26 protein-coding genes are annotated in these 26,216 nt (G+C 70.4%); 10 read left to right on the top strand and 16 right to left on the bottom strand.

All coding sequences use genetic code 11. The features are described 5' to 3' along the window. The first annotated feature begins 801 nt into the window (after positions 1 to 801). A complete protein-coding gene (locus ACH4U8_RS23825) occupies positions 802 to 1,242 on the top strand; it encodes a hypothetical protein (protein ID WP_395779993.1) in 441 nt (146 codons plus the stop codon). A gap of 389 nt (positions 1,243 to 1,631) precedes the next feature. On the opposite strand, the gene ACH4U8_RS23820 is transcribed toward ACH4U8_RS23825, so the two are convergent. The 5 genes from ACH4U8_RS23820 to ACH4U8_RS23800 form a co-directional block, all read right to left on the bottom strand. Beyond that, positions 1,632 to 2,072: an AMP-binding protein gene (locus ACH4U8_RS23820; RefSeq protein WP_395779991.1), complete on the bottom strand. Its 441-nt coding sequence runs from the start codon at positions 2,070 to 2,072 to the stop codon at positions 1,632 to 1,634. Positions 2,073 to 2,222: 150 nt separating this feature from the next. Continuing rightward, a complete protein-coding gene (locus ACH4U8_RS23815; RefSeq protein ID WP_395779989.1) occupies positions 2,223 to 2,513 on the bottom strand; it encodes a hypothetical protein in 291 nt (96 codons plus the stop codon). Then, the gene (locus tag ACH4U8_RS23810) at positions 2,510 to 2,842 is read right to left on the bottom strand and encodes a winged helix-turn-helix domain-containing protein (RefSeq protein WP_360315005.1); all 333 of its coding nucleotides are present in this window, start codon (positions 2,840 to 2,842) and stop codon (positions 2,510 to 2,512) included. The genes ACH4U8_RS23815 and ACH4U8_RS23810 overlap by 4 nt, the downstream gene beginning before the upstream one ends. Positions 2,843 to 3,150: 308 nt before the next feature. Continuing rightward, the gene (locus tag ACH4U8_RS23805) at positions 3,151 to 3,279 is read right to left on the bottom strand and encodes a BTAD domain-containing putative transcriptional regulator (protein ID WP_360315007.1); all 129 of its coding nucleotides are present in this window, start codon (positions 3,277 to 3,279) and stop codon (positions 3,151 to 3,153) included. A gap of 321 nt (positions 3,280 to 3,600) precedes the next feature. Beyond that, the gene (locus ACH4U8_RS23800; RefSeq protein WP_360315009.1) at positions 3,601 to 3,939 is read right to left on the bottom strand and encodes a hypothetical protein; all 339 of its coding nucleotides are present in this window, start codon (positions 3,937 to 3,939) and stop codon (positions 3,601 to 3,603) included. A gap of 560 nt (positions 3,940 to 4,499) precedes the next feature. On the opposite strand from ACH4U8_RS23800, the gene ACH4U8_RS23795 reads away from it, so the two are divergent. Next, positions 4,500 to 4,655, top strand: a complete 156-nt coding sequence (locus ACH4U8_RS23795; protein WP_395779987.1) for a hypothetical protein — start codon at positions 4,500 to 4,502, stop codon at positions 4,653 to 4,655. 205 nt (positions 4,656 to 4,860) lie between these two features. Here ACH4U8_RS23795 and ACH4U8_RS23790 read toward each other — a convergent pair whose 3' ends face one another. Continuing rightward, a complete protein-coding gene (locus ACH4U8_RS23790; protein ID WP_395779985.1) occupies positions 4,861 to 5,544 on the bottom strand; it encodes a hypothetical protein in 684 nt (227 codons plus the stop codon). Continuing rightward, positions 5,541 to 6,641 (bottom strand): RNA polymerase sigma factor, encoded by a 1,101-nt coding sequence (locus ACH4U8_RS23785; RefSeq protein WP_395779983.1) that lies wholly within the window; start codon positions 6,639 to 6,641, stop codon positions 5,541 to 5,543. The genes ACH4U8_RS23790 and ACH4U8_RS23785 overlap by 4 nt, the downstream gene beginning before the upstream one ends. Before the next feature lie 854 nt (positions 6,642 to 7,495). Here ACH4U8_RS23785 and ACH4U8_RS23780 point away from each other — a divergent pair. Continuing rightward, positions 7,496 to 7,639: a hypothetical protein gene (locus ACH4U8_RS23780; protein ID WP_395779981.1), complete on the top strand. Its 144-nt coding sequence runs from the start codon at positions 7,496 to 7,498 to the stop codon at positions 7,637 to 7,639. A 587-nt stretch (positions 7,640 to 8,226) separates the two neighbouring features. Continuing rightward, positions 8,227 to 9,510 (top strand): cytochrome P450, encoded by a 1,284-nt coding sequence (locus ACH4U8_RS23775; RefSeq protein WP_395779979.1) that lies wholly within the window; start codon positions 8,227 to 8,229, stop codon positions 9,508 to 9,510. Here ACH4U8_RS23775 and ACH4U8_RS23770 read toward each other — a convergent pair. Beyond that, positions 9,455 to 10,747: a wax ester/triacylglycerol synthase domain-containing protein gene (locus ACH4U8_RS23770; protein WP_395779977.1), complete on the bottom strand. Its 1,293-nt coding sequence runs from the start codon at positions 10,745 to 10,747 to the stop codon at positions 9,455 to 9,457. The two genes, ACH4U8_RS23775 and ACH4U8_RS23770, sit on opposite strands and share 56 nt — an antisense overlap. Before the next feature lie 221 nt (positions 10,748 to 10,968). On the opposite strand from ACH4U8_RS23770, the gene ACH4U8_RS23765 reads away from it, so the two are divergent. The 3 genes from ACH4U8_RS23765 (at position 10,969) to ACH4U8_RS23755 (ending at position 14,155) form a co-directional block, all read left to right on the top strand. After that, positions 10,969 to 12,015, top strand: a complete 1,047-nt coding sequence (locus tag ACH4U8_RS23765; protein ID WP_395779975.1) for a polyprenyl synthetase family protein — start codon at positions 10,969 to 10,971, stop codon at positions 12,013 to 12,015. Positions 12,016 to 12,045: 30 nt separating this feature from the next. Beyond that, positions 12,046 to 12,951, top strand: a complete 906-nt coding sequence (locus ACH4U8_RS23760; protein ID WP_395779973.1) for a UbiA family prenyltransferase — start codon at positions 12,046 to 12,048, stop codon at positions 12,949 to 12,951. 229 nt (positions 12,952 to 13,180) lie between these two features. Next, complete coding sequence (locus ACH4U8_RS23755; RefSeq protein ID WP_395779971.1) at positions 13,181 to 14,155, top strand: NAD(P)-dependent alcohol dehydrogenase; 975 nt, start codon at positions 13,181 to 13,183, stop codon at positions 14,153 to 14,155. 12 nt (positions 14,156 to 14,167) lie between these two features. Here ACH4U8_RS23755 and ACH4U8_RS23750 read toward each other — a convergent pair whose 3' ends face one another. Beyond that, positions 14,168 to 15,145, bottom strand: a complete 978-nt coding sequence (locus ACH4U8_RS23750; RefSeq protein ID WP_395779969.1) for a helix-turn-helix transcriptional regulator — start codon at positions 15,143 to 15,145, stop codon at positions 14,168 to 14,170. 153 nt (positions 15,146 to 15,298) lie between these two features. On the opposite strand from ACH4U8_RS23750, the gene ACH4U8_RS23745 reads away from it, so the two are divergent. After that, positions 15,299 to 16,039 (top strand): NIPSNAP family protein, encoded by a 741-nt coding sequence (locus tag ACH4U8_RS23745; protein WP_395779967.1) that lies wholly within the window; start codon positions 15,299 to 15,301, stop codon positions 16,037 to 16,039. Between the two features lie 191 nt (positions 16,040 to 16,230). Here the strand turns inward: ACH4U8_RS23745 and ACH4U8_RS23740 are convergent, their stop codons facing one another. The 3 genes from ACH4U8_RS23740 to ACH4U8_RS23730 all read right to left on the bottom strand — a co-directional run bounded on the left by ACH4U8_RS23740 (position 16,231) and on the right by ACH4U8_RS23730 (position 20,541). After that, a complete protein-coding gene (locus tag ACH4U8_RS23740; RefSeq protein WP_395779965.1) occupies positions 16,231 to 16,620 on the bottom strand; it encodes a DUF6416 domain-containing protein in 390 nt (129 codons plus the stop codon). Positions 16,621 to 16,903: 283 nt separating this feature from the next. Continuing rightward, a complete protein-coding gene (locus ACH4U8_RS23735; RefSeq protein WP_395779963.1) occupies positions 16,904 to 18,604 on the bottom strand; it encodes a DUF885 domain-containing protein in 1,701 nt (566 codons plus the stop codon). Positions 18,605 to 18,714: 110 nt separating this feature from the next. Continuing rightward, a complete protein-coding gene (locus ACH4U8_RS23730; RefSeq protein ID WP_395779961.1) occupies positions 18,715 to 20,541 on the bottom strand; it encodes a hypothetical protein in 1,827 nt (608 codons plus the stop codon). A gap of 194 nt (positions 20,542 to 20,735) precedes the next feature. On the opposite strand from ACH4U8_RS23730, the gene ACH4U8_RS23725 reads away from it, so the two are divergent. Next, on the top strand, positions 20,736 to 20,969 hold the full coding sequence (locus ACH4U8_RS23725; RefSeq protein WP_360315031.1) for a hypothetical protein: 234 nt from the start codon (positions 20,736 to 20,738) through the stop codon (positions 20,967 to 20,969). A gap of 80 nt (positions 20,970 to 21,049) precedes the next feature. Here the strand turns inward: ACH4U8_RS23725 and ACH4U8_RS23720 are convergent, their stop codons facing one another. Beyond that, on the bottom strand, positions 21,050 to 21,946 hold the full coding sequence (locus ACH4U8_RS23720) for a hypothetical protein (RefSeq protein WP_395779959.1): 897 nt from the start codon (positions 21,944 to 21,946) through the stop codon (positions 21,050 to 21,052). 411 nt (positions 21,947 to 22,357) lie between these two features. Between ACH4U8_RS23720 and ACH4U8_RS23715 the strand changes: the two genes are divergently transcribed. Beyond that, on the top strand, positions 22,358 to 23,299 hold the full coding sequence (locus ACH4U8_RS23715; RefSeq protein WP_395779957.1) for a hypothetical protein: 942 nt from the start codon (positions 22,358 to 22,360) through the stop codon (positions 23,297 to 23,299). A 151-nt stretch (positions 23,300 to 23,450) separates the two neighbouring features. Here the strand turns inward: ACH4U8_RS23715 and ACH4U8_RS23710 are convergent, their stop codons facing one another. The 3 genes from ACH4U8_RS23710 to ACH4U8_RS23700 form a co-directional block, all read right to left on the bottom strand. Continuing rightward, positions 23,451 to 23,672 carry a YbdD/YjiX family protein gene (locus ACH4U8_RS23710; RefSeq protein ID WP_360315037.1) on the bottom strand — a complete coding sequence of 74 codons (222 nt, stop codon included), beginning with the start codon at positions 23,670 to 23,672 and terminating at the stop codon, positions 23,451 to 23,453. Then, entirely contained in the window at positions 23,669 to 25,744 is a 2,076-nt protein-coding gene (locus ACH4U8_RS23705; protein ID WP_395780095.1) for a carbon starvation CstA family protein, read from the bottom strand. The genes ACH4U8_RS23710 and ACH4U8_RS23705 overlap by 4 nt, the downstream gene beginning before the upstream one ends. 173 nt (positions 25,745 to 25,917) lie before the next feature. Next, positions 25,918 to 26,163 (bottom strand): DUF3311 domain-containing protein, encoded by a 246-nt coding sequence (locus tag ACH4U8_RS23700; protein ID WP_379991682.1) that lies wholly within the window; start codon positions 26,161 to 26,163, stop codon positions 25,918 to 25,920. Between the last annotated feature and the right edge of the window lie 53 nt (positions 26,164 to 26,216).

Below are 26,216 nucleotides of genomic sequence, written 5' to 3'. Positions count from 1 at the left end.
GACAGCTCCGGGCGTAGGCGCGGCCGGCGTTCCGGCCCGTGCGCGGCGTCGCTGTCCGGTCGGACATCCTCCCGGTTTCGGGCGCAGCAGCGGCATCGGAGGTCGCCTTCGGGTGGGGCGCCACAGCCGCCGTTCTCGTACTCCCGGTCCTGGCAAGCCCTCCCGGGGCAGGCCACGGGTGCGCCGCCACCCCAGCGGGTCCCGGATCGGGGCGACTTGCCGGCCTGGCGCCGCACGATTTCGAACGACAGCAGGTCGGGAACGACGGTGCGGGTGCCACCACGCAACAGCCCCGATCGGAGACCACCCGGTAGGGCCGGGAGGGTTTCTCGACCGCGCAGTTCCCAAGAACCGCCGGAGTTCGGCGCCCTGTTCTGCAGCCGGAGCGAACTCCGCGCCTACCGTGCCGCGTTGGTGAGCATTCGCGCCCCGGCCATCGACACCCTGGCCGGCGGCGTACGCACCCTGATGATCCTCGGCGACCACCGACCGACCACCGCACCCCGCGCAGGTGGGTCGGCCGGGGCACCTTGTGGAAGCCGTCCGACGCGGGGGTAGGGCGGGCGGCCGGGTGCCAGTGGCGTGCGTTCCTCGTGTCGCCCGGGGCTGCCGCGACGATCCACATCACCCGAACTCGTCCGCCATCCGTCGCCGGCGTGTGGCGCGCTTCGCTCGTATTCCGACCGACTTTGAACCACTCCGTTGGGGGATGGTGTCGAGCCGGGCACAGGATCCAGTGTGTGAATGCCCGTCTTGCTGCCGGACGGGCCGATTCCTGCCGGAAGAAATGGGAGAGCGTGCATGAACGTCAACCGGATTTCTCTTCGATCCCGTCGGAAGGCTCTCAGGCACCGTGCCTTGGTGATGCTCCTCGCGAGTCTCGGGTCAGCCGTGCCGGTGACTTTCGCTGCGTCCGCTTCGGCGGCAGCGACGACCGTCGTGCCCTCGATGCGCACGTCCGGCTGTGACTCGGGTTATGTCTGCATCTACAAGGGCGACATCTGGGACGACAGCCCCAACCACCCCATGGTGTACAGCTTCTACCGCTACGGCACGTACAACGTAGCCAACCTCATCGGCGACTACACCGTGGTGAACTGCCAGACGGGCGGTGCGGGGGTCAAGGGGTTCACGGGGCGGGACGGCACGGGGAACGTGGCGTGGGACGTCGACATCAACAACTGCAACTCGGGCCTGTGGACGAGCCTCACGTCGACGAACTCCGTGCGGGTGTACGCCTGATCGCACACGGCGCCGCACGCTCACGGCGCGACGGCGTCCCCGGTGCCCGGCGGGTCGTCCGCGTGAAGACTTGCGGCCGGGTCGTGGTGCGTCGGGCGGGCGCGGAGGGTCTTGCGAGGGGCGCGGCCCCTCCGGAGCGAGAAGGCAATGGTGATCGGATCCTCGATCGGGCCGAAGCGGTAGCAGTTGGGCGGCACCTCCTCACATGTGCGGTCGCAGACGTTCGGGCACTGCGCAGTGCCCGGGGCACTTTCGCCGCCCGGCGGCGTCGCCGGGGGGCTGCCGGCCCCGCCCGGGGGTGGTGGATGGGCGGGGTCGGGGTGGTGGTTCCGCGCCGGGCGGCGAAGGTGGGGGTGGACCAGAGTTGGTTGTATGCGCCTGCGGCCGGACTACGGCATGCCCAGCAGTGTCGGGATCAGGTCCGGGCCGGGTTCCAGGCAGACACCGACCAGCGAATCGGGGCCGGCGCCGAGGCGTCGCAACCGGTGCGCCAGCCGGTTGGCCCGGATATCGACCTCGCGGTACGACAGCGAGGTGTCGCCCGCCACCACGCCGGTTCCGCATGCGCGGGTTCGCCCACGAGGAGAGCGCACTCGGTCTCGTCCAGGACCGCGATCCGGGACACGGGTGCGTTTTCGTTCTCGACGGCGCCGGTCCATGATCCATTCGAAGTGCCGAACCATGCGACGCACCGTATCGGCGTCGAAGAGCGAGACCGCGTGGACGAACTGCCCCCGAAACGCGCCCGCGCCCTCGTCGACCTGCAACTCCAGGTCGACCTTGGCTGTCTCGCCGGTCGCGCGGTAGCGCTCCATGATCAGCCCCGGCATCCGCCGACGTGCGCAACAGCCGGACGGGCAGCGGCGCGTCGTCCCGCAAGGTCGAAGGGGGAGTGATCCGCAGAACTTCGCCCTCGGGCGAGGTGACGCTTGTTCGCACCAGGTCGCCGAGTTGTCGCTCGGCGACCTGGAACAGGTTGGTTACTCGACTTCCTTGAGGATCCGCTCGACCGACTCCAGTCGGTCCTGCACCGTCTCGAGTTGGCCCCTGGCCTGCGTCAACTGGTCGGTGATGGCGGTCAGTTGACGCTCCGTTCCCTCCTGTGCCAGAACGGCCCGGTCGGCAATGGAGCGGTACTCGCCTTCCCGGGCAAGCTGGGCCTTGGCCCGCCACGTCGCGGCGAGCTGCCAGATACCCACCGTGATCACGCTGGTCACCAGAGCGAAGACTCCGATGACACCGATGACCTCCTGCCAGTCGCTGGAGCTCATGCGTTTGCTCCTTTCACTGTCGTGTCGAGAGTGGCGACCGCCTCGGCGATCGCCTGCGGCGTCAGCCGGACGTCGAAGGGCACGACTTCGTAGAACTTCATCGCCTTGCCGTCCTCCGAGACCTCGATCGAGGCCGAGACGAGCCCGGCGTGTTCGAGTTTGCGCAGATGCACCTGGAGCAGGGGCCGGCTCACCCCGAGCTCGCGCGCCAGTTCGCTCACGTACTGCCGTTGGCCGGTGAGGGCTCCAAGTACCCGCAATCGGTGCGGGTTGGCCAGCGTGGCCAACACCAGGAGCAGCCGATCTCCCGCTGACTCGGTAGCTGTCATGCGCCCTCCTTACCTAGGCACCTGCCAAAAAAAGTTAGCACGTGCCAAAGCGCTCGTCATCCATCGCCGATTCCGGTTCCGCTCCGGGGCGCGAGCGAACGCCCCGAGCGGGCGGGCCGAGCGCCCGGCTCGCGGGCGGGATCCGCGATGCCGCCCTCGTATAGCCACTCGGTGAGGGTCGCCGGAACCAAAAAGGGCTTGCAATGAAAGGGAGTTGCCTTGCAGTGTCGGCACACGGGGAGCGAGGATCCCGGGCGGAGGTACGGCCGGCCGGACCGGCGGGCGTCGGACACCGTGTTGCGATCTCCTCACGCGAGCCCGAAGTCGCCCTGCCCGGCCGCGAGATCGACCCCGAGTTGCTCCCGCGACAACGCGCACCATGCGCGGAAGGCGTCGAATGCCTCGGCCTGCCGGTCGCTCGGATACAACGCGACCATCGGTTAGGCCCCGGAAGGTCTCTCGTAGCGGATGCGCGCCCACCGGTTGGGCGAGTTCGCCGATCAGCTCCCGGCGCCGCCCCGGTGCCGGGTTTCATCTTCGTGCGGTCGGCGGTCGGGCGGGATCCCGAAGGCCGAGCAGGCGGGTGTCGACCGCCTTGCCCCGCCGGTCGGCCGGTCGGCCGGCGGGGCGTTCCGTCTATGCGGGCCCACCCTGCTGCAAGAGAGGCGATCGAGGTCGCGTGTTGGGCCGGTCGGGTTTTCCGGTGCCTTCGATTGTTCTCCTACTCGCTCGTCGTGAACATGGGTTCCGTGCCGCGTCTACCGCCGGCGTCGCGTCCCGTGGAGGACGTAGAACAGCGGCAGCAACATGAGGCAGACCGCGAGGGTTGCGGTCACCTCCCAGGGCGCGTGGTCCCCGAGCAGGGTTACGAGCAGGGTGGGGCCGCCGACGGTGGTCAGCATGGCCGTTATCACCACGGCGGCGCGCAGTGCCTGTTCCGAGTGCTCGGGGCGTCCGTCGTAGGAGAGTTGGTGGTCTCCGCGGGCGTACACAATGCGGCAGTTCTCCCGCTCGCGCTCGAAGTGCACTTCGGGCGACAGCGCGGGTCGTTCTTCCGGGGTTCCGTCCGAGGGGACGGAGTGAGTGGAACTGTCCATCGACGGGAGTCGATCCTTCCTAGGTCAACCAGTTGCAGCAAAGGTTGGAAACCTGCAGGTAGGTACCGATGGGGTGCAAGAGGCCCTTCCGGTGCGGACATGGAGACCTATTCGCCGCTCCATGATCGATCACGAAGAAGTGCCCTGTGTTCGCCTTTTGCTACCCCTCCGTTTCGGAGTCTAGCTTCCCGACGGCCGACGATGCACCCGACACGCACCTGATTGACACGTGTCTGGTGCATCTGAGCACCGCCAGGACTGCGATTCAGCCATTCCCAGCCGCCTGGATGATGTAAACCTGGTGTCCTGATGATGCAATCTCAGGCGGGGCGTGACATGATTTAGGGGCGCCTTGCCTTTTATGGGGGCAAGACACCCAAGGTTGTTGATAGCGGGCATCTCACCGGCGGCGAGGAGAGCAAGTGACCGCGAAGTCCACACACACAGCCGAGCAGCGAGAGCTGCCACCGAGCCAGGGGGTGGAAACGTTGGAGGGCACGGACGAGAGGCTGGCGCGACCGCGGTTCTCCGTCGCGTTGATCTCGGCGGCTGCGAAGTCGATGACATACCTACTACAACGCACCGAACTCAACAAGAACGACATCGTCAACCGTGCCCTCCAGGTGTACGCGTACCTGGAGCAACGGCAGGAAGAGGGCTACGACCTCTTCCTGCACGACGAGAACGGCAACATCGAACGCCTGCGCATCATGTGACATCGACAAGACCTTGACGACGACTGTCGACGGCCCGACGACTCGACGGGCTTCGACACGTGGAACGTTCGGACGAGCCCCGCCGGAAGAGGGACCGGCGGGGCTCGTTCATTTCCCCCGGCCGGCTCTCCCGCGGGCTCGCCCGAGGGGCGATGCCGGACGGTGCGCCGTCCGGCATCGCGCGTCCCCCGGTCGCGCTCCGCCGTCAGTTGGGCGTCGGGCAGGACGCGCGCGGCCCCGGCCGCGGCGAGTGCTCGACGGGTGCCTGCACACGCGACTTGAGCCACGCGTGCGGCACGCAGACCTCCCCGTAGTCGGGATCCTCCACGCCTCTTATCCCCGGTTCCACGCGCGCGACGTAGGTGTCGGCGGCCGGATCCGAATCATCGGACGCCGGGCGCGTAGGGGGGTCGGCGTCGGGCATGCGCCGGGTCCACCACGCCGCGTCGTAGCGATCGTTCTCGACGCAGTGGTGCAGGACCAGGAAGCGCATCGCCTCCGCGTCCTCGGCGCCCGCGCCGAAGCGCCACCAGAACGCGGCCGGTTCGGTCCGACCGGTCAGGTAGAGCAGGCAGCCGAACACGACGGCTCCGGCCGGCGTGCGGTGGTCGACGAAGTCGCTCAACAGGGCGGTGGTGTCGAGGCGGGCGACGACCAGCCGGCACAGGTGCTCCAGTTCGACGGCCGCCCGGGTGCGGACCGTCTCGTCGACGCCCGCGTCGCCCGCGGACGGAGCACGGGGCGGGGTCGGTCGGATCAGCTCGGCGGCGAGCCGTTCCTGCACGACGCGCGACGCCAGGCGCTGGACCGCGGCGGCCGGGTCGTAGTCGGCGAACGCCTCGTCGAGTGCTCGGCGTTGCTCGTGGAGTGCGTGTTCGAGAGGATTCATGTCGTCTTTCCCTCGGGAGGGTTGGGTCGGACGGGGTCGTAGGGGATGGTTCCGTGCTGCGCGGCGGTGAGTTCCCGGCGGGCGGCGTGGATGTGGGAGCGGACGGTGGAGATGGTGATCCCCAGGTAGTCGGCGACCTCGGCGGTGGGGACGCCCACGACCAGGTGCAGCCAGGCGCAGACTCCGCGTTTGCGGGGCATCAGCGAGATCGCGCGGTGGACGGTGTGCAGGTCGGGGACGAAGGTGGCGGGATCGCCTGCGGTGTCGACGCGGGCGCCCGTGGGAGCCGAGGGGGCGGTGAAGTCGACGCTGACCTCGCGGCGGTGGACGGCGCGGCGCTGCCAGTCGACGGCCTTGCCCTTGAGCATGCGGTAGGCCAGGGCCTGGGGTGGGCTCGGGTGTTGGACCAGAAGGTTCCAGCGCACGCACATGGCGAGCATCACCTCGGAGACGACGTCCTCGGCGTCCTGGTGCAGCGAGCCCAGCCGTCTGCGGGCGAGCGAGGTCAGGGTGGGCCGGTAGGCGCGGGCGAAGTCGACGAACTCGTCGGCCCAGGGCAGTTCGACCGGCAGTCGCGGGCCCTCGTCGGCGTTGCGGTGGGGCGCCATGGCGTGTCTGACCCGGGCGCAGCGGGCGGCGTGGTCGTCCAGGTGCTCCATCAGGAGTTTGACGACGGCGTCGACGGGTGGGCCCGGGGAGCGCAGGAGTTCGTCCCAGCGGCGGTCCACGACGACCATGACGTCCTCGACGGCCTGGACGGCGTCGTCCACGGATTCCAGGAATCGGTAGGCGAGGCGGGTCAGGATCGGCAGGTGGGTCCGGGCGAACGCGTGGTAGTCGTTGCGCAGGAGGTCGGTCAGGTCGACGTCGAGGGATCCGTCCGGGTCCGGCCGGGCATGGTCGGGTTCGACGCCGGGGGCGGGCGGTTCGGCCGCGGGGTCCGGGGTGGCGAAGGGGTCGGCCGGGTCGATGCCGGCGAACACGTCGAGGTCGTCGAGGCCATGGAGGACGTCGATCGGTTCCAGGCCCAGCGCGCGGATCTCCGCGTCGGTGGGGTCGAACCAGTAGACCTCGATCCGTTCGGGGGATTCGCTCATCGTCCGCCGCCCTTCCCGCGCGCGGAGCGCGTGGCGCGCAGGCCGCACCCGGGGCGGCCGCGATGCCGGGACGCACCGGTCGGGCGCGGTGCGGGTGCTCCGGCCGTCTTGACGCGGAGGACGGCGAGTACGCCTATGAGGAGCTGGAGGTTCCCGGCTCCGGCGGGCCAGGTGGTGCCTGTCACGGGGGCGATCCTTCCGAACGGTTGATGCACGCGACCTACGGATAAACCGGGCGTACGCCCGGGGCGCGCAGGAGGCGTGAAATGCCTTCGTCGTTATCCCGTTTGCGCGGCGCGTTGCGTCCACTCCGGGTTTCAAGATCTTTGGGAAAGTGCTCGAACCCCGGCGCGTCGGAGGGGGCTCCGGTGGGGGTTCGGCCGAGTGTCGAGGTTGCAGTCCAGCTTCGCTCGAACATACCTATCGCAGCAATCACACATCCGAGTGATGCGTGAGCTGCCGCCACAGGACGCCAAGAGGACCGCGACGGGACGCCCGCGCGTCCTCGGAAGGGTGCCCCGAGGGTGCTCGGATCGCGGCAAATCGACGTCCTGCATCCTTCGGACGGGCGTATTCGCGACGTGGATCCGACGTTCCAACGGCGCGTTCATGACATGATTTAGCCACGCCTCGGCAGATATCAGAACAACAATTGCATAGCTACCTGAAGCGAACATTTCACTGAGGTAGGAGAGTTCATGGCCGCGAGGACCGCGAGAACGGCAGCCGAGAGGCGACCCTCACCACGCGTGGGCAAGGAAGGATCGACGGTGGAGGATTCCGGCGACAGGCAGGCCCGAGCCCGCTTCTCCGTCGCACTGATCTCGGCTGCGGAAAAGGCGATGACATATCTGATGCGGCGAACAGAGATGAACAAGAGCGACATCGTCAACCGCGCGGTCCAGGTCTACGCCTACATGGAAGAACGCCAGGAAGAGGGCTACGAGATCTTCCTGCGCGCCGAGGACGGCACGATGGAACGCCTCCGCATCATGTGAGGCCCCGAGCCCACGAACACCCGCCATGCCCCTGACGGGCCCGACCGAGCCCCGTCGGAACCCGCGCGTTCCGGCGGGGCTTCGCCGTCCCGCCAAGGGGTGAAACTCGGCGTTGCGGTGGGGCGCGGGAGGGGGGTGAGGTATGGCTGCCGGCAGGGCTTCCACTGCGTGGACTTTCCGGTATTCGGTTGTGCCCATCCGGCCCCACCCCCCATGACCGCGGACCTCGAAGGTGCTCCGACCGGCCCCAATGAACGGAGACCGTAACCTGCCTCTCCGACACGGGAGTTCTCCGTACTCGACGCGCGGCCCGCTTCGGGCGGTCGGCTGCTCGTCGGGGGACGGCACGAGGAGTCGAACCGGCTGCCGGGCGCTCGGGGAGCTGTGCCGTTCGGGTGGTTCTCGGCTGTGGGGTTGGGGTCGGGCGTCGGGTTGTGCTGGGGTTGCGGTCGGGGTTCGATCGGCGGGCTCGCTCGGGTGGGTTGGTTCGTGGGAAGAAGCGCGTACAGGTGCAGGCGGTTGTGAAGGTCGACGAAATTCCCAGGGCGCCCGGCGGATGGCCGTTGGTCGGGCACGGTGGGCAACTGTTGAGTGATCCGCTCGGGTTCCTCAGGTCTCTTCCCCCGCACGGGGATCTGGTCCGGATCCGCCTGGGTGCGGTGGACACCGTGGTGGTGTGCGATGTGGAACTGACTCGGCAACTGCTGTTGGACGACCGGACTTTCGACAAGGGCGGACCGGCCTACGACGGGGCGCGCGAGTTGTTGGGGGGTGGGTTGCTCACCTGTCCGCGTGACGCGCACCGCCGTCGGCGGCGGCTGGCCCAGCCGGCTTTCCAACCCGCGCGACTGGATGGATACACATCCGCGATGGTCCGTCAGAATCGGCTGGCCGTGGACGGCTGGCGCGATGGTGGGATCCTCGACGTGATGCCGCAGATGCTCTCGCTGATGGTGCGGACGCTGGCCGAGACGATGTTCTCCAGCGCGCTGTCGCCCGGGGCGGTGGACAGAGCGGTCGAAGACCTCACCTGTGTGGTGCGGGAGAGCTACACGCGGGCGATTCTGCCGCCGGCTCTCGGTCGGCTGCCGACCGCCGGGAAGCGGCGCTACGACGCGGCACAGGCCCGCCTGCGGTGTGTGCTGGACGAGGTCGTCGCCGGGTATCGCGTGCGCGGCGAGGACCGGGGGGATCTGCTGTCCGCGTTGATGGGCGCGCGCAGTCCCGAAGACGCGGTGTGCGGTGGGCTGTCCGACGCCGAGCTGAGCGATCAGATGATCACGTTCTTTGTTGCCGGCGCGGAAACCAATGCGAATCTTTTGTCGTGGGTGCTGCATCTGCTGTCCCGGCATCCGGAGATCGAGGCCCGCCTGCACGAGGAGGTCGACGGCTGCGAGCCCGCCGGACCGGATGGGCGGGTGTGTCCCGACCGGGCGGTGTTCACCGGTCGCGTCGTCCGCGAGGCCTTGCGTCTCTACCCACCGGTGTGGCTGACCACCCGGCGGGTCACCACCGACACCGTCCTGGGGGGCCACCGGTTCGCTGCGGGCTCCGTCGTCGCGTACAGCCCCTATCTCATCCACCACCGGGCCGACATCTACCCGGCGCCCGAACGGTTCGATCCCGACCGGTGGGATCCCTCGCGCCCCGCGCCGCCGCGCCACGCGTTCCTGCCGTTCGGCGCCGGGGCCCGCAAATGCATCGGCGACCGGTTCGCCCTCACCGAGGCCGTCCTGGCGCTGGTCGCCATCACCCGTCGCTGGCGACTGACCTCGGTGTCGGATCGGCCGGTACGGGTGCGCGCGGCGGCCACGATCAGCCCGCACTCGCTTCGTCTGCGGGCCGTCGACCGTACGGTGCCGGTCCGCTGAACCCGCTCCCGGACGGCGTTCCCTCGGTCAGGACCCGGGCCCAGTGCTGCGGGATGGTGATCGCCCGGGCCCGGGGCCGGTCGGCAACCACGGTGCAGCGCACCGTGGTTGGGGTACGCGTGAAGGAGACGTACACCGGGCTCGCGTCACCGACGTTGACGAACATCGAGGCCGCGTCGAAGCGGGCGCCGAAGCAGCCGAACGTCTCGGGGAAGGTGATGCTGCTCGCGGCGAGGGGGTACACCCGGCGTCCGAGCATCGTGCGCAACATCGTCGGGCCGGGACACAGGAGCGCGGGCAGGCCGAGCAGGGCCCGGAAGGCGTCCCGGCGGTCGCCGCGGCGCACCACATCGCTTTGCCGGCGTACGTCGGCGACCGCCGCGCCGAGGGTGGTCGCCGTGCCGGGAAGCACGATCCGGTATCCGCCGATGCGGTTGCCGGGGGCGTGCCTTTCGTGGGGCTGCCGGGTGGACATGACCGCCAAGAGGTGAGCGGGCTCCGGCGGGTGGACGGGGGCCGGGCCGGCGTCCCAGGACTTCAGGGCGAGCGAGAGGGCGGCCAGGCAGACGTCGTTGACGTTGGCGTGGTGCGTCTCGGCGAGGTCGCGCAGGCGGGCCGTCGGGACGTCGTGGTGGTTCCAACGCCGCCCGGAGTCGTCGGCGGGCGGGCGCAGGCCGGCCCATCCGGGGGTCGCGGACAGGAGCGGCGCGTACATCTGCGCACCGATCCGCAACATCGTCGCGGGACTGGCGCGGGCCGCCGGATACAACCTCGGACCGTCGGCGGGGTCGTCCGCGAAGAGGGCCAGGGTGCTGTACGCCCCGCCGACGCCGTCCTGGAACGCGTGATGGATGCGAAAGCACAGGCGGAACCGGTCCGGAGCGGACTCCTGGGTGAGCAGCCGGCAGTCCCATTGCGGGTGCGCGGGTCCGGGCAATGGATCGCTCAGGAGCGTGTCGCACGCGTCGGCGAGAACCTCGTCGCCCGCCGGGAGCACCTGGTGCCGTAGATGAACATCGAGGTCCGGGGCGCCGGTTCGCACGGGCCACCACCGTTTTGCGTCCCCGGGGAGCAGGTGTGTCAGAGCGGGCAGCCCACCTGCCCGCTGCTCGACACGCCGGGCCAGTGCCTCGAAGGGGGGTGGCGTTCCCCGGAAGTCGAGGAAGAATCCGGTGATCGGCGGCTGGGTCGCCGGCATGCCCAGGAAGCTGCGGTCGACGGTTCCGATGGCGTACATGCACCGCCTAACGACGTGTCGCCGGCCGGGTCACCGATGGCCGCAACGAACCGACCGGCGGAGGCTGTTGCGGCACCGCGCACCGCGCCGAGGACCCGTATCACCCGAAGGGGCCACAGAAGAATGCATGACCCTTTTCGGCCATCACCTATCTTATGGGTGGATCACCGAGTGGCCTTCGCTGCATCTCCAGCGGACGTGACCGTACCTGGAGCCGACGCATGCCCATGCCCGCAAGCCTGTCCCTCGACTGCCCCCGTCAGGCAGGCCGTCTGCTTCTGACGAGGGCCCGTCGCATCGTCGACCCGGAACTGCGCCGCTGCATTTCGGGACTCCCACCGGGGGTACGACGGCCCGCCGAGTACCACATGGGCTGGCAGGACGAGCGCGGCCACCCCGGCGAAGCGGGCGGCAAGGCGCTTCGGCCGGCGCTCGTCTTCGCGGCGGCCGCCGCCGTCGGAGGCACCGCCGAGATGGCGATGCCCGCGGCGGTGGCGGTGGAACTCGTGCACAACTTCACGCTGTTGCACGACGACGTGATGGACCGGGACACCATGCGTCACGGACGGGCCACCGCCTGGAAGGTCTTCGGCACCACGAACGCGGTGCTGGCCGGCAACGCGCTCCAGGCGCTCGCCTCGCACGTTTTGGCCGAGGGGCCCGCCGAACACCTCTCCATGGCGCAGAGCGCGCTGACGACCTGCGAGATCGAACTGTGCGAAGGGCAGTACCAGGACTGCTCGTTCGAGCAGCGCACCGATGTGTCGCTGCACGAATGCCTGAGCATGGCCGAGGGCAAGACCGGGTCGCTGTTGGGCTCCGCGTGTGCGCTGGGCGCTCGCTACGGCGGCGGTACCGAGGCCCAGGCCCGGTGCTTCGACCGGTTCGGCCGGGCGATCGGCGTCGCCTTCCAACTCCTGGACGACATTCTCGGCATCTGGGGAGATCCCGCGATCACCGGAAAGCCCGTGTACGCCGACCTGGCGGCGCGCAAGAAGTCGCTGCCCGTGGTGGCGGCCCTGCGGTCCGGAGCGCCCTGCGCCCACGAGTTGGCCGAGTTGTACTCCCGACCGGGCCGGCTGTCGTTGTCCGACCTGGCGCATGCCGCCCGGCTCATCGACCGCTGTGGCGGCCGGAGTTGGTCGCTGGAGCGGGCCACCGGCCAGTTGCACGAAGCGTCGGGACACCTCGCCCGGTCCGGCGTCGATCCGAGCGCCGCGGGCGACCTCCTGGCCCTCGCGGACCTGACCATCCGTCGCAGCCACTGACCCCGGCCCACACGAGGAGGGAGGTGCCGGATGAGGGCACCCACCGCGGCGACACCGTCCCGGCAACGCCCGGCGTTCACCCGCGAGGGCCTGGTGACCTGGCGGTTCGTCTATCGTGATCTGACCGCGTCGCTGCTTCCCGGCTGCCTGTTCGTCCTGGCGGGTGCCTCGCACAGCCACGCCGACGCCGCGGCCACCGGTCGGGCGCTGGCCCGCGCGGCGGTCTACCTGACGTTGTTCATCTACATCTTCTGCGTCGCCAACCAGCTCGGCGCCGACCCTCGCGAGGACCAGGCCAACAAACCCGACCGTCCCCTGGCCTCGGGGCTGGTCAGCCGAGCGGGAGCCTGGCGGCGCTGGCTGGTCGCGATGGCCGTCTTCCCCCTCCTGGGCTGGACCCTGGGGGTGCTGTGGTGGGCCCTCCTGTGGCAGGCGATCACCGTCGTGAACAACTTCACCCCGGTCAGTCGCTGGGGACCGACCCGGGACGCCATCATCGTCCCCGGCGCGATCGTGCAACTCGCGGCGGCCTGGCAGCAGATCGCGCCCCTGGACGCGACGGCATGGCGCTGGATCCTCACGCTCGCCGTCGTCCTGGGCGGACTCGGCCTGCAGATACAGGACTTGCGCGACCTGGACGGGGACCGGATGATCGGCCGGCGCACCTTCCCCATGCTGCTGGGTGAGCGAACCAGTCGCCGATATCTGGCAGTTCTGATACTGGCCATGCCCGCGATCGTGCACATCCTGCTGTACGCCTCGCGCGCGGACCGCGCCGAGGTCCTGCTGTGCCTGGTCCCGGTCGCCGGACTGTCCTGGACGGTCGCCTGGCGGGTGCTCACCCTGCGCACACCGGCCGCGGACCGGCTCACGTACTCCCTGTACACGCTCGTCTATTGCGTCACCCTGGCCGGCGGCATCCCGGTGCTCCGCTGAGGTGCCCCGAACCACCGGCTCGGACGGCCCGGTTCGCCCGGGCGGCGAGCAAGTCCCGGTTCGGGCGGCTGGTCGGGGTTCGGGGCGATCGGGGCGATCGGGGCGATGGGGGCGATGGGGGCGATCCACTAGGGAAAGTCCTCGATGGTTAAGCGGAGTTCGCTGCCCTAGCGTCGTAGTGGGCCGGGCGGATCGTTCGGTGCGTCCATCCGCACGGGACGGAGATGCGATGAAGGCGATCGTCCAGGAGCGATACGGCTCACCCGACGTGTTGCGGGTCGGGGAGGTGGACAGGCCCACGGTCGCCGATCGCGAGGTGCTGGTGCGGGTTCGGGCCGCGTCGGTCAACGCGCGCGATTGGCACGTCATGCGGGGTGACCCGTACCTCGCGCGGCTGGTGTTCGGAGCGACCCGGCCGAAGGCGCGGATCCGGGGCACCGACTTCGCGGGGGTGGTCGAAGCGGTCGGCGCGCAGGTGCAGGGGTTCGCCGCCGGCGACGAGGTGTTCGGCGAGGCGGAAGGTGCCTTCGCGGAATACGTCTCGGCGCCGGAGGACCTGGTGGCATCCAAGCCGCCGAGCGTGACCTTCGAGCAGGCCGCCGCGTTGCCCCTGGCGGGGTACACCGCGCTGCAGGGTCTGCGGGACGCGGCCGGCGTGCGGCCGGGGCAGCGGGTGCTGATCAACGGCGCGTCCGGCGGTGTGGGTACCTTCGCCGTTCAGATCGCCAAGGTGCTCGGCGCGGAGGTGACGGGTGTGTGCAGCACTCGGAATGCCGATCTGGTCCAGTCGCTCGGCGCGGACCACGTGGTCGACTACACCCGGGCGGACTTCGCCGCGGCCGGCGTGTCCTACGACGTGGTGTTCGACCTGGTGGGAAACCGGACCCTGACGGACTGCCGGCGCGCGCTGACCGCGACGGGCACCCTCGTGCTCTCCGGCGGCGGGATGTCCGAAGGCGGCAGCCTGGTCGGCCCGATGGGCCTGCTCGTCAAGGGACGGGTGGTGTCGCGTTTCGCGCGGCAACGGGTGCAGGTGCTGACGGCGACGCCGAGTCGGGAGAGTCTGGCGACGTTGGCGGAACTGGCCGCCTCGGGAAAGGTCGTGCCGGCCGTCGACCGCACCTACGGGTTCGACGAAGGCGCCGAAGCCATCCGGCACCTGGAGGTGGAGCACGCCCGCGCGAAGGTCGTCATCGTCATGTGACCCGGCTGTGGGTCAGGCGAGTCCATAGGCTCTGGCCAGTACGCCCACCTTGTCGGCCATCGCCCGGCGCAGTTCGTCCGGCGCGACGACCTCGACGTCGATACCGAGCCGCAGCAGCTCGCCGCAGGCATGCTCGATGCCCTCGATCGGGACGACCGCCTCGACCCATCCGGTGTCGCCGACGGCGGTAGCGGTGGCGTCGACCGCACGCACCAACTCCGGGGGGACGTTGTCGGGCAGGCGTCGACGGCCCTGCGGGGACAGCCGAATGGTGGCCGTGCCGATGTGGCGGCGGGTCCGGAAGTCCTCCGGATACCCGGTCCAGTACGCGCCGAGGTCGAAGTCCCGCGGCCGGTCGAATGCCTCGTCGCGCAGGCTCGCGTCGAGGACCTGGGAGATCCGATAGGTCGCGATGCGGCCGTCCGCGGCGGCCACGAGATACCGGATGCCGGACTTGAGGACCAGGCCGTAGGGGCGCAGCCGGCGATGCACCTCCTGCGGCGCGCGCCAACGGCGGTAGTGCACGGCGACCACCCGTCGGGCGAGCACCGCGTCTACCAACAAGGGCAGGTACGGGGTCTGTTCGGGCTCCCGATACCAGCCCGGGGCGTCCAGGTGGAACACCGCCGCGGTCCGCTTCGCCTCCTCGCGCAGTCCCGTCGGCAGCGCCGCCAACAGCTTCAGTCGTGCCGTCGCCACCTCCGCGGCGAGCCCCAGGTCGGCGGCGGGGCCCGGCAGCCCGGCGAGCAACAGCGCCCGCGCCTCGCCCTCGCTCATCCCGGTCAACCGGGTGCGATAGCCGTCGAGGAGCCGGTATCCGCCCCCGGGGCCCGGCTCCGCGCGGATCGGGATGCCGGCGTTCTGCAGGCGCCCCAGGTCACGGTAGGCGGTCCGCACGGACACGCCCAGCTCCTCGGCGAGCCCTTGCGCGGACATGCGGCCGCGGGATTGCAGCAGGAGCAGCATCGACAGCAGGCGACCGGCGGACATGGGCGCATTCCTCCCGGAAACCCTGACAGTACCTGGCACGGGGCTCACCTACTGTCGGTGCGCGCCCGGCTTCCACTGTCGGTGCGCGCCCGGCTTCGACCGAACGAGCCGAGAACCCGCGCCCGGAGCAGGGCACCGAACAGGAGTTCCGCCATGACACCCACCGATCCTGTCGACCGCCTCACCGTGATCGAGCTTCGCCGGTACACGCTGCGCTCCGGCCGGCGCGACGAGCTCATCGAGCTGTTCGACCGGGAGTTCGTCGAAACCCAGGAAGAGACCGGGATGGTCGTACTCGGCCAGTTCCGGGACCTCGACGAACCGGATCACTTCGTCTGGCTGCGCGGCTTCCGGGACATGGCGGTCCGGCACCGCGCACTGACCGCCTTCTACGGCGGCCCCGTCTGGGCCGAGCACGGTCCCCGGGCCAACGCGACCATGATCGACTCCGACGACGTCCTCCTCCTGCGCCCCCTGTCCGACGGGAGCGCATTCGCCGCCCCGCCGCCCGCCCGGCCCCCGGTGGGAAGCCTGACACCGGAGCGATTCGTCGCCGCCACCCTGTGGTCCTTCCCACCCGGACGAAACGAGGGCATCGCACTGATCCGCGACGGTCTCCTCCCCTTGCTGCACCGGACCGGACCCGCGCCGATCGCCGCACTCACCACCGAGACCGCGCACAACACCTTCTCCGGGCTGCCGGTTCGCACCGGGGAGAACGTCGCCGCGGTCTTCACCTCGTACCCCGACGAGAGCGCCCATCGACGGCACCTCGCCATGGTACGGGCCCATCCCCTCGCACGGGACGAGGTCCTGCCGGGAATCGAGCACGAACAAATCGCCGCCCCATGGACGTTCCGGCTGGCGCCCACCGGCCGCTCGCTTCTTTCCTGACGTGCTCCGTCCGGCCTCGTCATGGGCAGCCCGTCGGGCTCGTCACGGGCAACCGTCGGGCCCGTGGCGGGCGGACCCGGTCGCGCCGTTCGCGCACGCTCTCTGCCGACGCGACACGTTGTCGCGAGGTTTTCGAGGCGCCGCCGGGTTCACCCGGACCTGGGACGAACGGGCGTACGGACGCCCGAGGTTCAGTTGCGTGCGGCGGCGAAGAGTCGGCTGACACTCGTCTTCATGGCGTACCGGGTGGGGGTGGACGCGCCGTCGCCCTTCCACCAGCGGAAGGGGAACTGCCGTTCGGCTTCCTCGCGCGGCTTCGCGAGACTGGAGAGCGAGGCGGCGATCGAGTGCGGGTTGGTCAATTCCGGGAGCAGTTCGGTGATTTCGTGGGTGGTGAGGCGGCGGCCGGGGTGGTCGACGAACAGGTCGAAGAGCGACTTGGACTTGCCGTTGAGACTCGCATGGAACGCCGCGGCCAAGTCCCCGTCCTCGGGCCCCCATTCGCGGCCGTCGTGCCCGGAACCGCCGGTGTGCCGGCTCCACTCCGCATCGTCGTCGTCCAGGAACTCGGGGTCGGCCACGGTCGTCTCCTTCGCTGGAACCGGATGCACGGCACGAACACGAAACGAACGAGCCGAAGGGGTACCGATCTTCGCAGGTCCGCTCCCGCCCCACCCGTACGGGATGGTGTGCGCTGCGAGCCGAGCACGGCGGGCCGGGTGGCGTGCGACCCGGGAGGATCACGGCACGGACCACGCCCGCTCGGCTGCGGCGCCGGGTCCGCCGTGGCCGCACCGCACACGGGATCCCGCGCAGCCGGGTTCGGCGTCGGAGGATCCCGTGTGGTTGGTGTGGGGTCGCAGGCTAGGGGGCGGGGATGGCGGAGAGTTCGTCCGTCAGGTCGTCCAGGCCCAGCGAGCCCTGGGACAGCGCGGCCATGTGCCAGGACTTCAGGTCGAAGGCGGCGCCCTGGGCTCGGCGGGCGTTCTCGCGGCCCAGCAGCCAGGCGCGTTCGCCGAGCTTGTAGCCGATGGCCTGGCCGGGGATGGTCAGGTAGCGGGTGAGTTCGCTCTCGACGAAGTCGGCCGGGCGGCTGCTGTGCGCGCCGAAGAACTCCTGGGCCAGGCCCGGCGTCCAGCGCTCGCCGGGATGGAACGGGGAGTCGGCCGGGATCTCCAGCTCCAGGTGCATGCCGATGTCGACGATGACGCGGGTGGCCCGCATCATCTGGGCGTCGAGGTAGCCCAGGCGCTGCTCGGCGTCGGTGAGGAAGCCGAGTTCGTCCATCAGGCGCTCGGCGTACAGCGCCCAGCCCTCGGCGTTGGCGCTCACCACGCCGACGGTGGCCTGGTAGCGGGACAGGTCGCCGGCGATGTGCGCCCACTGGGCGAGCTGGAGGTGGTGGCCGGGGACGCCCTCGTGGTACCAGGTCGACACGAGGTCGTAGACCGGGAAGCTGGTCAGGCCCATCGTCGGCAGCCAGGTCCGGCCCGGGCGGGTGAAGTCCTCGGACGGCGGCGTGTAGTACGGCGCGGCGGCGCTCCCGGGCGGGGCGATGCACGACTCGACCCGGCGCACTCGCTCGGCGAGCTCGAAGTGGGTGCCGTCGAGCCGCTCGATCGCCTGGTCCATCAGGCCCTGCAGCCAGGCGCGGACCTCGTCGACGCCCTCGATGTGCGTGCCGTGCTCGTCGAGGTGGGCCAGTGCGACCCAGGGCGTGGCCGCGCCGGGCAGCACCTTCTCGGCCTCCTCGCGCATCTCGCCGAGGAGGCGGTGGTACTCCGACCAGCCGTAGGCGTACGCCTCGTCCAGGTCGAGGTCCGCGCCGTTGAAGAAGCGCGACCAGAGGGCGTACCGCTCGCGCCCGACGGTGTCGGGGGCGTCGGCGACGGCGGGTGCGTACACGTCCCGCATCCAGTCGCGCAGTTCCACCACCCCGGCGGTGGCGGCGCGGGCGGCTTCGTCGAGTTCGGTGCGCAGGGTCTGCGGGCCGTCGGCGGCGAAGTCCTCGAACCAGCCTCGGCCGCTGCCGTCGGTGTCGGCCCACTCGCCGAGTTGGGTGATGCACGTCGCGGTCGGTCGAGGGCCCGCGTACAGCTTGCGTTCCAGGCCGAGGGCGAGCGACTCGCGGTAGCCGGCCAGCGCGTCCGGTACCGCGCGCAGGCGTTCGACGATCGCGGCCCAGTCCGCGTCGGTCTCCGCCGGCGTCACGGTGAACACCTCGCGGACGTCGTGCAGCGGTGTGCCGAGGTTGCCGACGGTGCGCAGGCCCTCGTCGGCCTCGTGCACCGCCAGTTCCGCGGTCAGCCGCTCCCGGAGCAGCCGGGCGCACCGGCGTTCGATGTCGCCCTCGGCGCCGGGCTGCTGCTCGGCCCGGTCGAGCCTGGCGAGGGTGGCCCGCGCCAGGTCGGCTCGCGCCTCCCGCCCGGCCGGGGAGAGGTCGGGCAGCCTGGCGGAACTTTCCGGGACGCCGAGATAGGTTCCGGTGATCGGGTCGATGGCGATGAGCTGGTCGACGTACGTGTCGGCGACCTGACGGGGCAGCGAGGACCTGGTGTCTGACATGCGGACATCCTCGTATGACGACGGCCTCGGCGTCACATGGGTTGCCCGGTCGGGTGTCGGGTGGGCGGCGGTGGCGGCGCGCCGGGCCGCCGGTTGTCTCGGTATGGGCTTCAACGTTGTTCGGACCACGCGGCGCACTGTTTTCGGGCCCGGAGGGTTTCCGGGTGTTCCGCACCGCGGATGCGCGTCAGGTCTTGGACGAGGATCGCGTACAGCTCTGCCGCCTTGCCCACCGCTCCGGCCTTGCCGGTCCAGTGGGCGAGGGCCGCCCGGATTTCCAGGGTGTGTGGGTGTTCGTGGCCCCGGTAGCCGATCAGGTCCTTCAGGAGGAGGGCGTACAACTCCCGTGCCTCGCGTGGCGCCGCCGTCGGACTGCGCCAGGCGGCATGCCATCGACGGGCGTCCAGGGTGTCGCGGTGGTCGGGTCCACAGTGGTGGATCAGGTCGGGAATGAGTTCCTCGTATATGCGGACCGCGGCCGTCGTGTCGTCGGTGCAGCCGGTCCAGAACGCGTGCGCGTGGCGAATGTTCAGCGTGTCGAAATGGTCGGCTCCGTACACGCGGGTCATGTCCTCGACCAATACCCCGAGCGCCTGTGCCGCCCCCGTCGCGTGGCCGGCCTGCCCCAGCGCGTGCGCGTGTGCTCGGCGGGCCCGGAGGGTACCCAGCGCGTCCGATCCGAATGTGCGACGCGACTGCTCGACCTGCGACCAGGCCGCCTCCACCGCGGGCGTGTTCGGCATGTCGACGCAGGTCCGTTCCTCGTGAAGGGCTTTCCGTGCCTCGGGGTGGTCGCTGCCGTGCACCCGCGTCAGGTCGTCGGCGAGCACGGCGAACAGGCGTGCCCCCTCGCCGAGTTGACCGGTGTTCTTCGCCTCGTGCGCATGGGCCCAGCGCAGCCTGAGGGTGTCCGCGTCCGTGCCGCGGACACCGGCGAGTTCCTCGGTGAGCCGGGCCCGGAGCCGCGCCGCTCCGGGCACGTCACCGGCCCGCTCGGTCCAGAGCACGTGTTCGCGACGGGCCTCGACCGTGGTGCCCGCCGCGCTGCCCCGTACCTGGGCGAGGTCGTCGGCCAGCGCGGCGAACAGCCGTGCCGCGCGCGCCGGGTCACCGGATTCGCCGACTCCGCGGGCGTACCTGTGGCGTTCGCGTAAGTCCTGGACGTATGGCCGGGTGAGCGACTCGTCGTGCCGCCGCTCCCGCCGGTAGGTGTCCCAGACATCGACCTCGGACTCGCCGCGCTCCGCCGGGTCCGCGTCGTCGCTCGGGTCGGATTCGGCGGCATCGAGCTGGAGTTCGAGGCCGCGGCAGTGGTTCTCGGCTTCGAGGACGCGGCGATGCGACTCGGCCAGTTCGGCCTCCAGTTCGGTCACCAAGCCGCGCAGCCGGGCCAACTCCGTTTGCAGCCGGGCGTTCTCCTCGTTCCAGCGCTCCAGCGCCCGGGTCTGCGCCACGCGTGATTGCTCGGCGCGCAGTCGGTGCTCGTCGAGTTGGCGTTGCAGCTCTGCAACGCGCTGCTGTTGATCCCGGAGTTCGTTGTCGAACATTCTTTCGCGCAACTGGGCCTGCTGGGCGTGCTCGTCGGCCAGGGCCAGCGCGTCCTTCAGGCGTTGCACCTCGGCAAGGTCGGGGTTGCGCGCCTGCAACACCGCCCGGTGCCGGGCCCGGAGGTCGGCGGCCGCCTCGGCGGTGATCCCCCGGCCCGTGTGTTTGGCCACGTGGTCCTGGAGTTGCACCACGAACTCCCAGGGGGGCACCCGGGTGCCGTTCAGGTAGCGCGAGACCGCTCCCTTGTCCCGGGCGCAGCGGGCGGCGTATCGGGTGATCGACACGTCCAGGACCGCGAAGAGCAGTCGCAGGCTTTCCGCCAGGACCCTCGATCCCTCGGTCAAGTCGGCTCCCAACGGGACCAGTTGGCCCCGCCCGGTTTCCGTCATCGCCACCTCCGTGTCCGGCCGAGCGGTCGTTGCGTCCGTTCGGCAACGGACAGTTCACCGTGTGGGGTGCCGCCCGACCAGTCGTTGCCGGCGAATGGCAACGATCGGTTCACCGTGCCGGCCGGCGCAACGGAGTGTGGCCCGTCCAGGCTGAACCCATTCTCATCCACCGCGACGTCGACAAGGCACCGTCAATGACAACCGAACCACCCTCGCCGCCCCGGCGGTACACCGACCTGGTCGCGTTCCTCGCCGTCCTGGTCACCGGAATCGTCCTCGTCGCCTTCGGCGTTCCGGCCACCTCGCTCGCGGCGGTCGCCATGGCGTTGGCCGCCCTCTACAGCGCCTGGCGTTCCGGTCATCGGCCGGGTCCCCCTCCACGTGATCGCGGGTCGTCCTCGGAGGACGACGACTCGCCGGTCGGCTGAGCCGGAGACCCGGCTCGGGGCGATGCGGGCCGGGTCGTGCTCCGGCCCGCAGCACACCGTCGGCGGTGGTCGATCGACCGTCAGGGCGCCAGGGGGAGTTGGTCGCCGGTGGCGCCGGTCTCCAGATGCGCGTAGTCGGGGTGATGCAGGCGGTGGTGGACGTAGATCTGGTCGGCCCACGGCGGGTCGAAGGGGGTGAACGCGCGCAGGCCCAGGACCCGGCCGATCGCCCGGTCCGGGTGGGCGGCGTTGAACTCGGCAATCGCGGCGGCCTCGCCGATCTGCTCGACGGTGCCCGGGAGATCGTCGAGGTAGCAGGTGACCCTGGGCAGCAGGTGCTCGTGGTCGGGCCTGCGGAAGAGTTCCAGCGCGGTCGTGGTCGAGGTGTAGTGGTCCAGATCCAGGGCGACGAACCCGATCGGGTGGTCCCGGAGTTCGAGCGCTCGGGTGTCGAGGTAGTCGGGCAGCGTCCGGGCGAGGTCGCCGATCACCAGTTCGGCGTCGCCCAGGCGGGCGCGCAGTCGTTCGTGGTCCATCGTGTAGAAGCCGGGGCCGAACAGGTAGGGCAGGTCCCGCGGATCCTTGGCCGGCGGCATGCCCACCCCGCCGTCGAAGCCGACCACCCGGACCGTGACGCCGGTGGCGGCGGCGTAGTGCCGGGCGTGCTCGGCGAGCGCCAGCAGCCCGTTGCCGCCGGCCACCCCGAACTCGACCACCGTCACGCCCCGATGCCCCAGGCGCGCGGCCGACTCGGTGGCCCGGCGCACGCCGTACGCGTAGTGCGCCCGCTCCACCAGTCCGAATCGGTAGGCCGTCGCCGATCCGACCCCGGGCAGCCGGCGCAACAGCCGGTTCCGGGCCGCGTGCCGGGTGCCGGACTTCGACCAGTCCCACATCACGTCGGCCCACCCACCGGTGGGCCGACGACCGAACGGATGACCCTTCTGCGCACTCGAACGTGAACTTCCGCGCACCACGGGCGACTCCTTCTCGACACGACGAACGAACGGACAAACGAACGGACGGACGAACGGACGAACGGACGAACAAACGGACGGACCAACGAACAGGCGCGTGGACGGGCGATCAGCGGCAACCTTTCCCGACTACCCCCTGCCCAACCCGTTCGACGGCTCGAACCGGTCGGCGACGTCGAGGAACACGACCGTGGCGACGACCCCGGTGCCCAGGCCCGTTCCTCCCCGGCGGCCGGGAGTCCCTCGGGTGTGTCGGTATCGGATTCGTCACGCCCGGTGGCATTTCGGAACGTTGGGAACTGGTTCGGAGGCGTTCAGGTGGGGGGCGCCTGGCGGACACCGTGCTGCGTCATGGTCTTGGCGTTCGAACACGTTGGCGTGGGATCGGCGCGGTTGAGGAGTTCGGTGGCTATGAAGCTGGTCTCGAAGGGTTTGCGGGCGGCGTGGCGCGGGGCGTCGGTCGGCGCGGTGTGCGTCGCGTTGTGTGCGGGCGGCGGGCTCGCGGGTACGGCGCACGCGGCGGAGGCTGCGGGCGGTGACGCCCAGGCCGCGTTCCCGTCTGCCGTCAGTGGTTGGAAGCCGATCGGCAAGTACGAGATCGACGCGCAGTCCCAGGCCCAGGGGTTGGCCGGCGTGCGGCCCCACCATGGGAAGCCCTACATGTACTACGCCGGGAACACCTCGATTCCCGCGCCGGTGCGGGAGCGTGGCTGGGGGCACATCGGCGACCCGGACTCCTCGCGCGGCTACGTGTTCGACGCCTACCAGGGTGGTGGGGACGCGACCGCCAAGATGTTCCGGGTCACCACGCCGGCCGGGGACGCCTACGAGTACGTGCACCCGTTGGCGGCGGGTGAGGCGATGAACAACTCCTTCGCCGCGGTCTCCCCCAACGGCCGTTGGCTCGTCTCCGGCGAGTGGGACACGATGAATCGGTTGCTCGTCTTCCCCACGCCGATGCTGAATGAGGCCACACCGCGGACCGGGGGCACCCTCCCGCTCGCCGCGACCATCGAACTGGACCGGCCGGTCAAGGACATCCAGGGGTGCACCTTCCTGGACGAGAAGCGCTTGGTGTGTGCGTCGGACGACTCCGACGCGAAGTTGTTCCCCGTCGCCAAGCCGCTGCTGCAGATCGAACTGAAGAAGGCGCTGAACGGGAAGACGGTGACCGGGCACGTGACTTCCCTCGGTGCGCTGCCGCTGCTCAGCGCCTGCCCGGGCACTGCCGCCGACTTCGAGACCGAGGGCAACGACTACGACCGCCGTACGGGCGTCCTGCGGGTCGAGATGATTCCGCCGCGTGACTGTGCCGCGCAGGCCACCGTGTACGAGTTCAAGCGCAAGCGCTGACCCGGGCCCCCACGCGGGACCGCGAACGCGCGGACCGCGTGGGCGGGTTCGACGCCATGACAGCCGATGCTGCCGTGGGCCGCGGGCGGTGGGCGGGCGGCGGCGAAGACCCGCTCCGCCGCCCGCCGTTGCGCGGTGCCGGCAACGGGTGTCAGCAGCAGCGTGCCTGCGGGTTCTCCTCGCGCCGCCTGGTCCGCCAGGCTTCGTACGCTCGGCGGGAGGGGATCGGCCGGTCCGGATGCTCGCGTCGGTGCCGCAGGCAGTGCCGGTCGTAGTCCGCCGCGCCGGAGATCTCCCGGAGATACCACCGGATCCACCGGAACAGCCGGTTCCGGGCGAACCGTGCGCCGATACCCGGGGCCGGCCCGGTCACGACGCTCCCGCCTCGTCGCCGGGACCGCCGGCGCCCGCGGTGGCGAGTTCCTTCTCCCTGGGCGAGGCCGTCGGTTCGAGCACCAGCGTCGAGGCGACGTAGGGCGTCTCGGTGGTGGGCAGCGGTACGCCGGCGCGGATCGCCCGCGCGCAGACCACGGCCGCGTTGCCCATCACCACCGCGATCAGGACCAGGAACAGGGCGATCAGTACGCCGTCCACGGTGCAGTTCAGCACCACGGTGTGCATGTCGTCCATGTTCTTCGCCGGGCCCAGCACCTTGCCCGCGTCGATCGCGTCGGCGTAGCGGTCGCGTTGGGCGAAGAAGCCGACCCGGGGGTCGTCGGAGAAGATCTTCTGCCATCCGGCGGAGTAGGTCACCGCCACGTCCCAGGCCAGCGGGATGCCGGTGACCCAGGCCCAGCGCAGTCGACCCGACTTGATCAGCACCGTGGTGGCCACGGTGAGCGCGACCGCGGCCAGGAGCTGGTTGGCGATGCCGAACAGCGGGAAGAGCTGGTTGATTCCGCCGAGCGGGTCGGTGGTTCCGGCGTAGAGGAAGTAGCCCCAGAGGCCGACCACCACGGCGCTGGTCAACCAGATGCCGGGCTTCCAGTCGACCCGGCCGATCGGCTTCCACACGTTGCCCAGCATGTCCTGGAGCATGAAGCGGCCCACCCGGGTGCCCGCGTCCACGGTGGTCAGGATGAACAGCGCCTCGAACATGATCGCGAAGTGGTACCAGAACGCCTTCATCCCGGAACCGCCGAACACCTCGGCGAAGATCTCCGACATGCCCACGGCCAGCGTGGGCGCGCCGCCGGAGCGGGCGATCAACGTCTTCTCCTCGACCACCGAGGCCGCCGAGCGCAGGTCGTCGGGGGTGATCGTGAAGCCGAGGCCGGCCACCGCGTGCGAGGCGCTCTCCGCGGTGGCGCCGAGCACCCCGGCCGGGGCGTTCATCGCGTAGTACAGGCCGGGGTCGATCACGCAGGCCGCGATCAGCGCCATGATCGCCACGAACGACTCCATCAGCATGGCGCCGTAGCCGATCATCCGGACCTGCGATTCCCGCTGGATCAGCTTCGGCGTGGTGCCGGAGGCGACCAGGGCGTGGAAGCCGGAGAGGGCGCCGCACGCGATGGTGATGAACAGGAACGGGAACATCGACCCGGCGAACACCGGCCCGGAGCCGGAGCTCGCGAACGAACTGATCGCGTCCGTCTTCAGGTTCGGCGCGGCCAGCAGCACGCCGAGCGCGAGCAGCACGATGGTGCCGACCTTGATGAAGGTGGACAGGTAGTCGCGCGGGGCCAGCAACAGCCACACCGGCAGTACCGACGCGACGAAGCCGTAGCCGACCAGACAGAACACCAGCGTGGTCGGACTCCAGGTGAACGCGTCGCCCAGCGCGGTGTCCTCGATCTGCCCACCGCCGATGATCGCGGCCAGCAGCAGCGCCACCCCGATCACGCTGGTCTCCAGCACCCGACCGGGGCGCAGGAAGCGCAGATAGACGCCCATGAACAGGGCGATCGGGATGGTCAGCGTGACCGAGAAGGTCCCCCACGGGGAGTTCGCCAGCGCGTTGACCACGATCAGGGCGAGCACCGCGAGCAGGATGATCATGATCACGAACACCGCGAGCAGCGCCGCGACGCCGCCGACCCGGCCGATCTCCTCGCGGGCCATCTGGCCCAGGCTCTTGCCGTCGCGGCGCATGGACAGGAACAGGATCACCATGTCCTGTACGGCTCCGGCGAAGATCACCCCCACCACGATCCAGATGGTGCCCGGCAGATACCCCATCTGTGCGGCCAGTACCGGGCCCACCAGTGGTCCGGCGCCCGCGATCGCGGCGAAATGGTGGCCGAACAGCACCCGCCGGTCCGTCGGTTGGTAGTCGACGCCGTCGTCGAGCCGTTCGGCCGGGGTGGCCCGGGTGTCGTCCGGTTCCAGCACTCGTTCGCTGATGAAGCGGGAGTAGAAGCGGTAGGCGATCGCGTAGGAGGCGGCCGCCGCGAAGATCAGCCAGACGGCCGAGATCTCCTCGCCGCGGGCGAGGGCGACCATGCCCCAGCCGGCCGCGCCGAGCAGCGCGACGACGGTCCAGGTCAGGATCGATCTCGGGCGGTACGTACGGGGGTTGCGGGTGTCGGTCGTGGGGGGCACGCGGACTCCTCATCGGGCAGGGGGCGAAACGGCGACGGACGAGAACCTGCGGGTCGGCCGGGGGGCGGCACGGGTCAGGGAGGTTGCCGGTCGGGGCGGCGCAGCAGGAGACGGGCGACGAACATGGCGGCGGCGCACCCCGGCACCCAGGCGAGTTGGTACCAGTAGAAGAACGGGACGCCGGCCGCCGCCGGCTCCCGGCGCGCGTACAGGGGCACCCACAACAGCGCCACGACCGGCGCGGCGAGGCAGAGGCCGGCGGCGAGCCGGCGGGCCGCACGGGGCCGTGCGGGGGTGGGTGGGGGGTGTTCCCCGGTCATCGCGCCTCCTCCGGGTCGGTGGTGCGGGCCGCCGGTTCGTCGGCCCTGTGGAA

It is taken from the genome of Embleya sp. NPDC020886 (genome assembly GCF_044333915.1).
GTDB lineage: Bacteria > Actinomycetota > Actinomycetes > Streptomycetales > Streptomycetaceae > Embleya.
The sequence above is the reverse complement of the archived record's forward strand: the minus strand, read 5'-3'. Positions and strand labels throughout refer to the sequence as shown.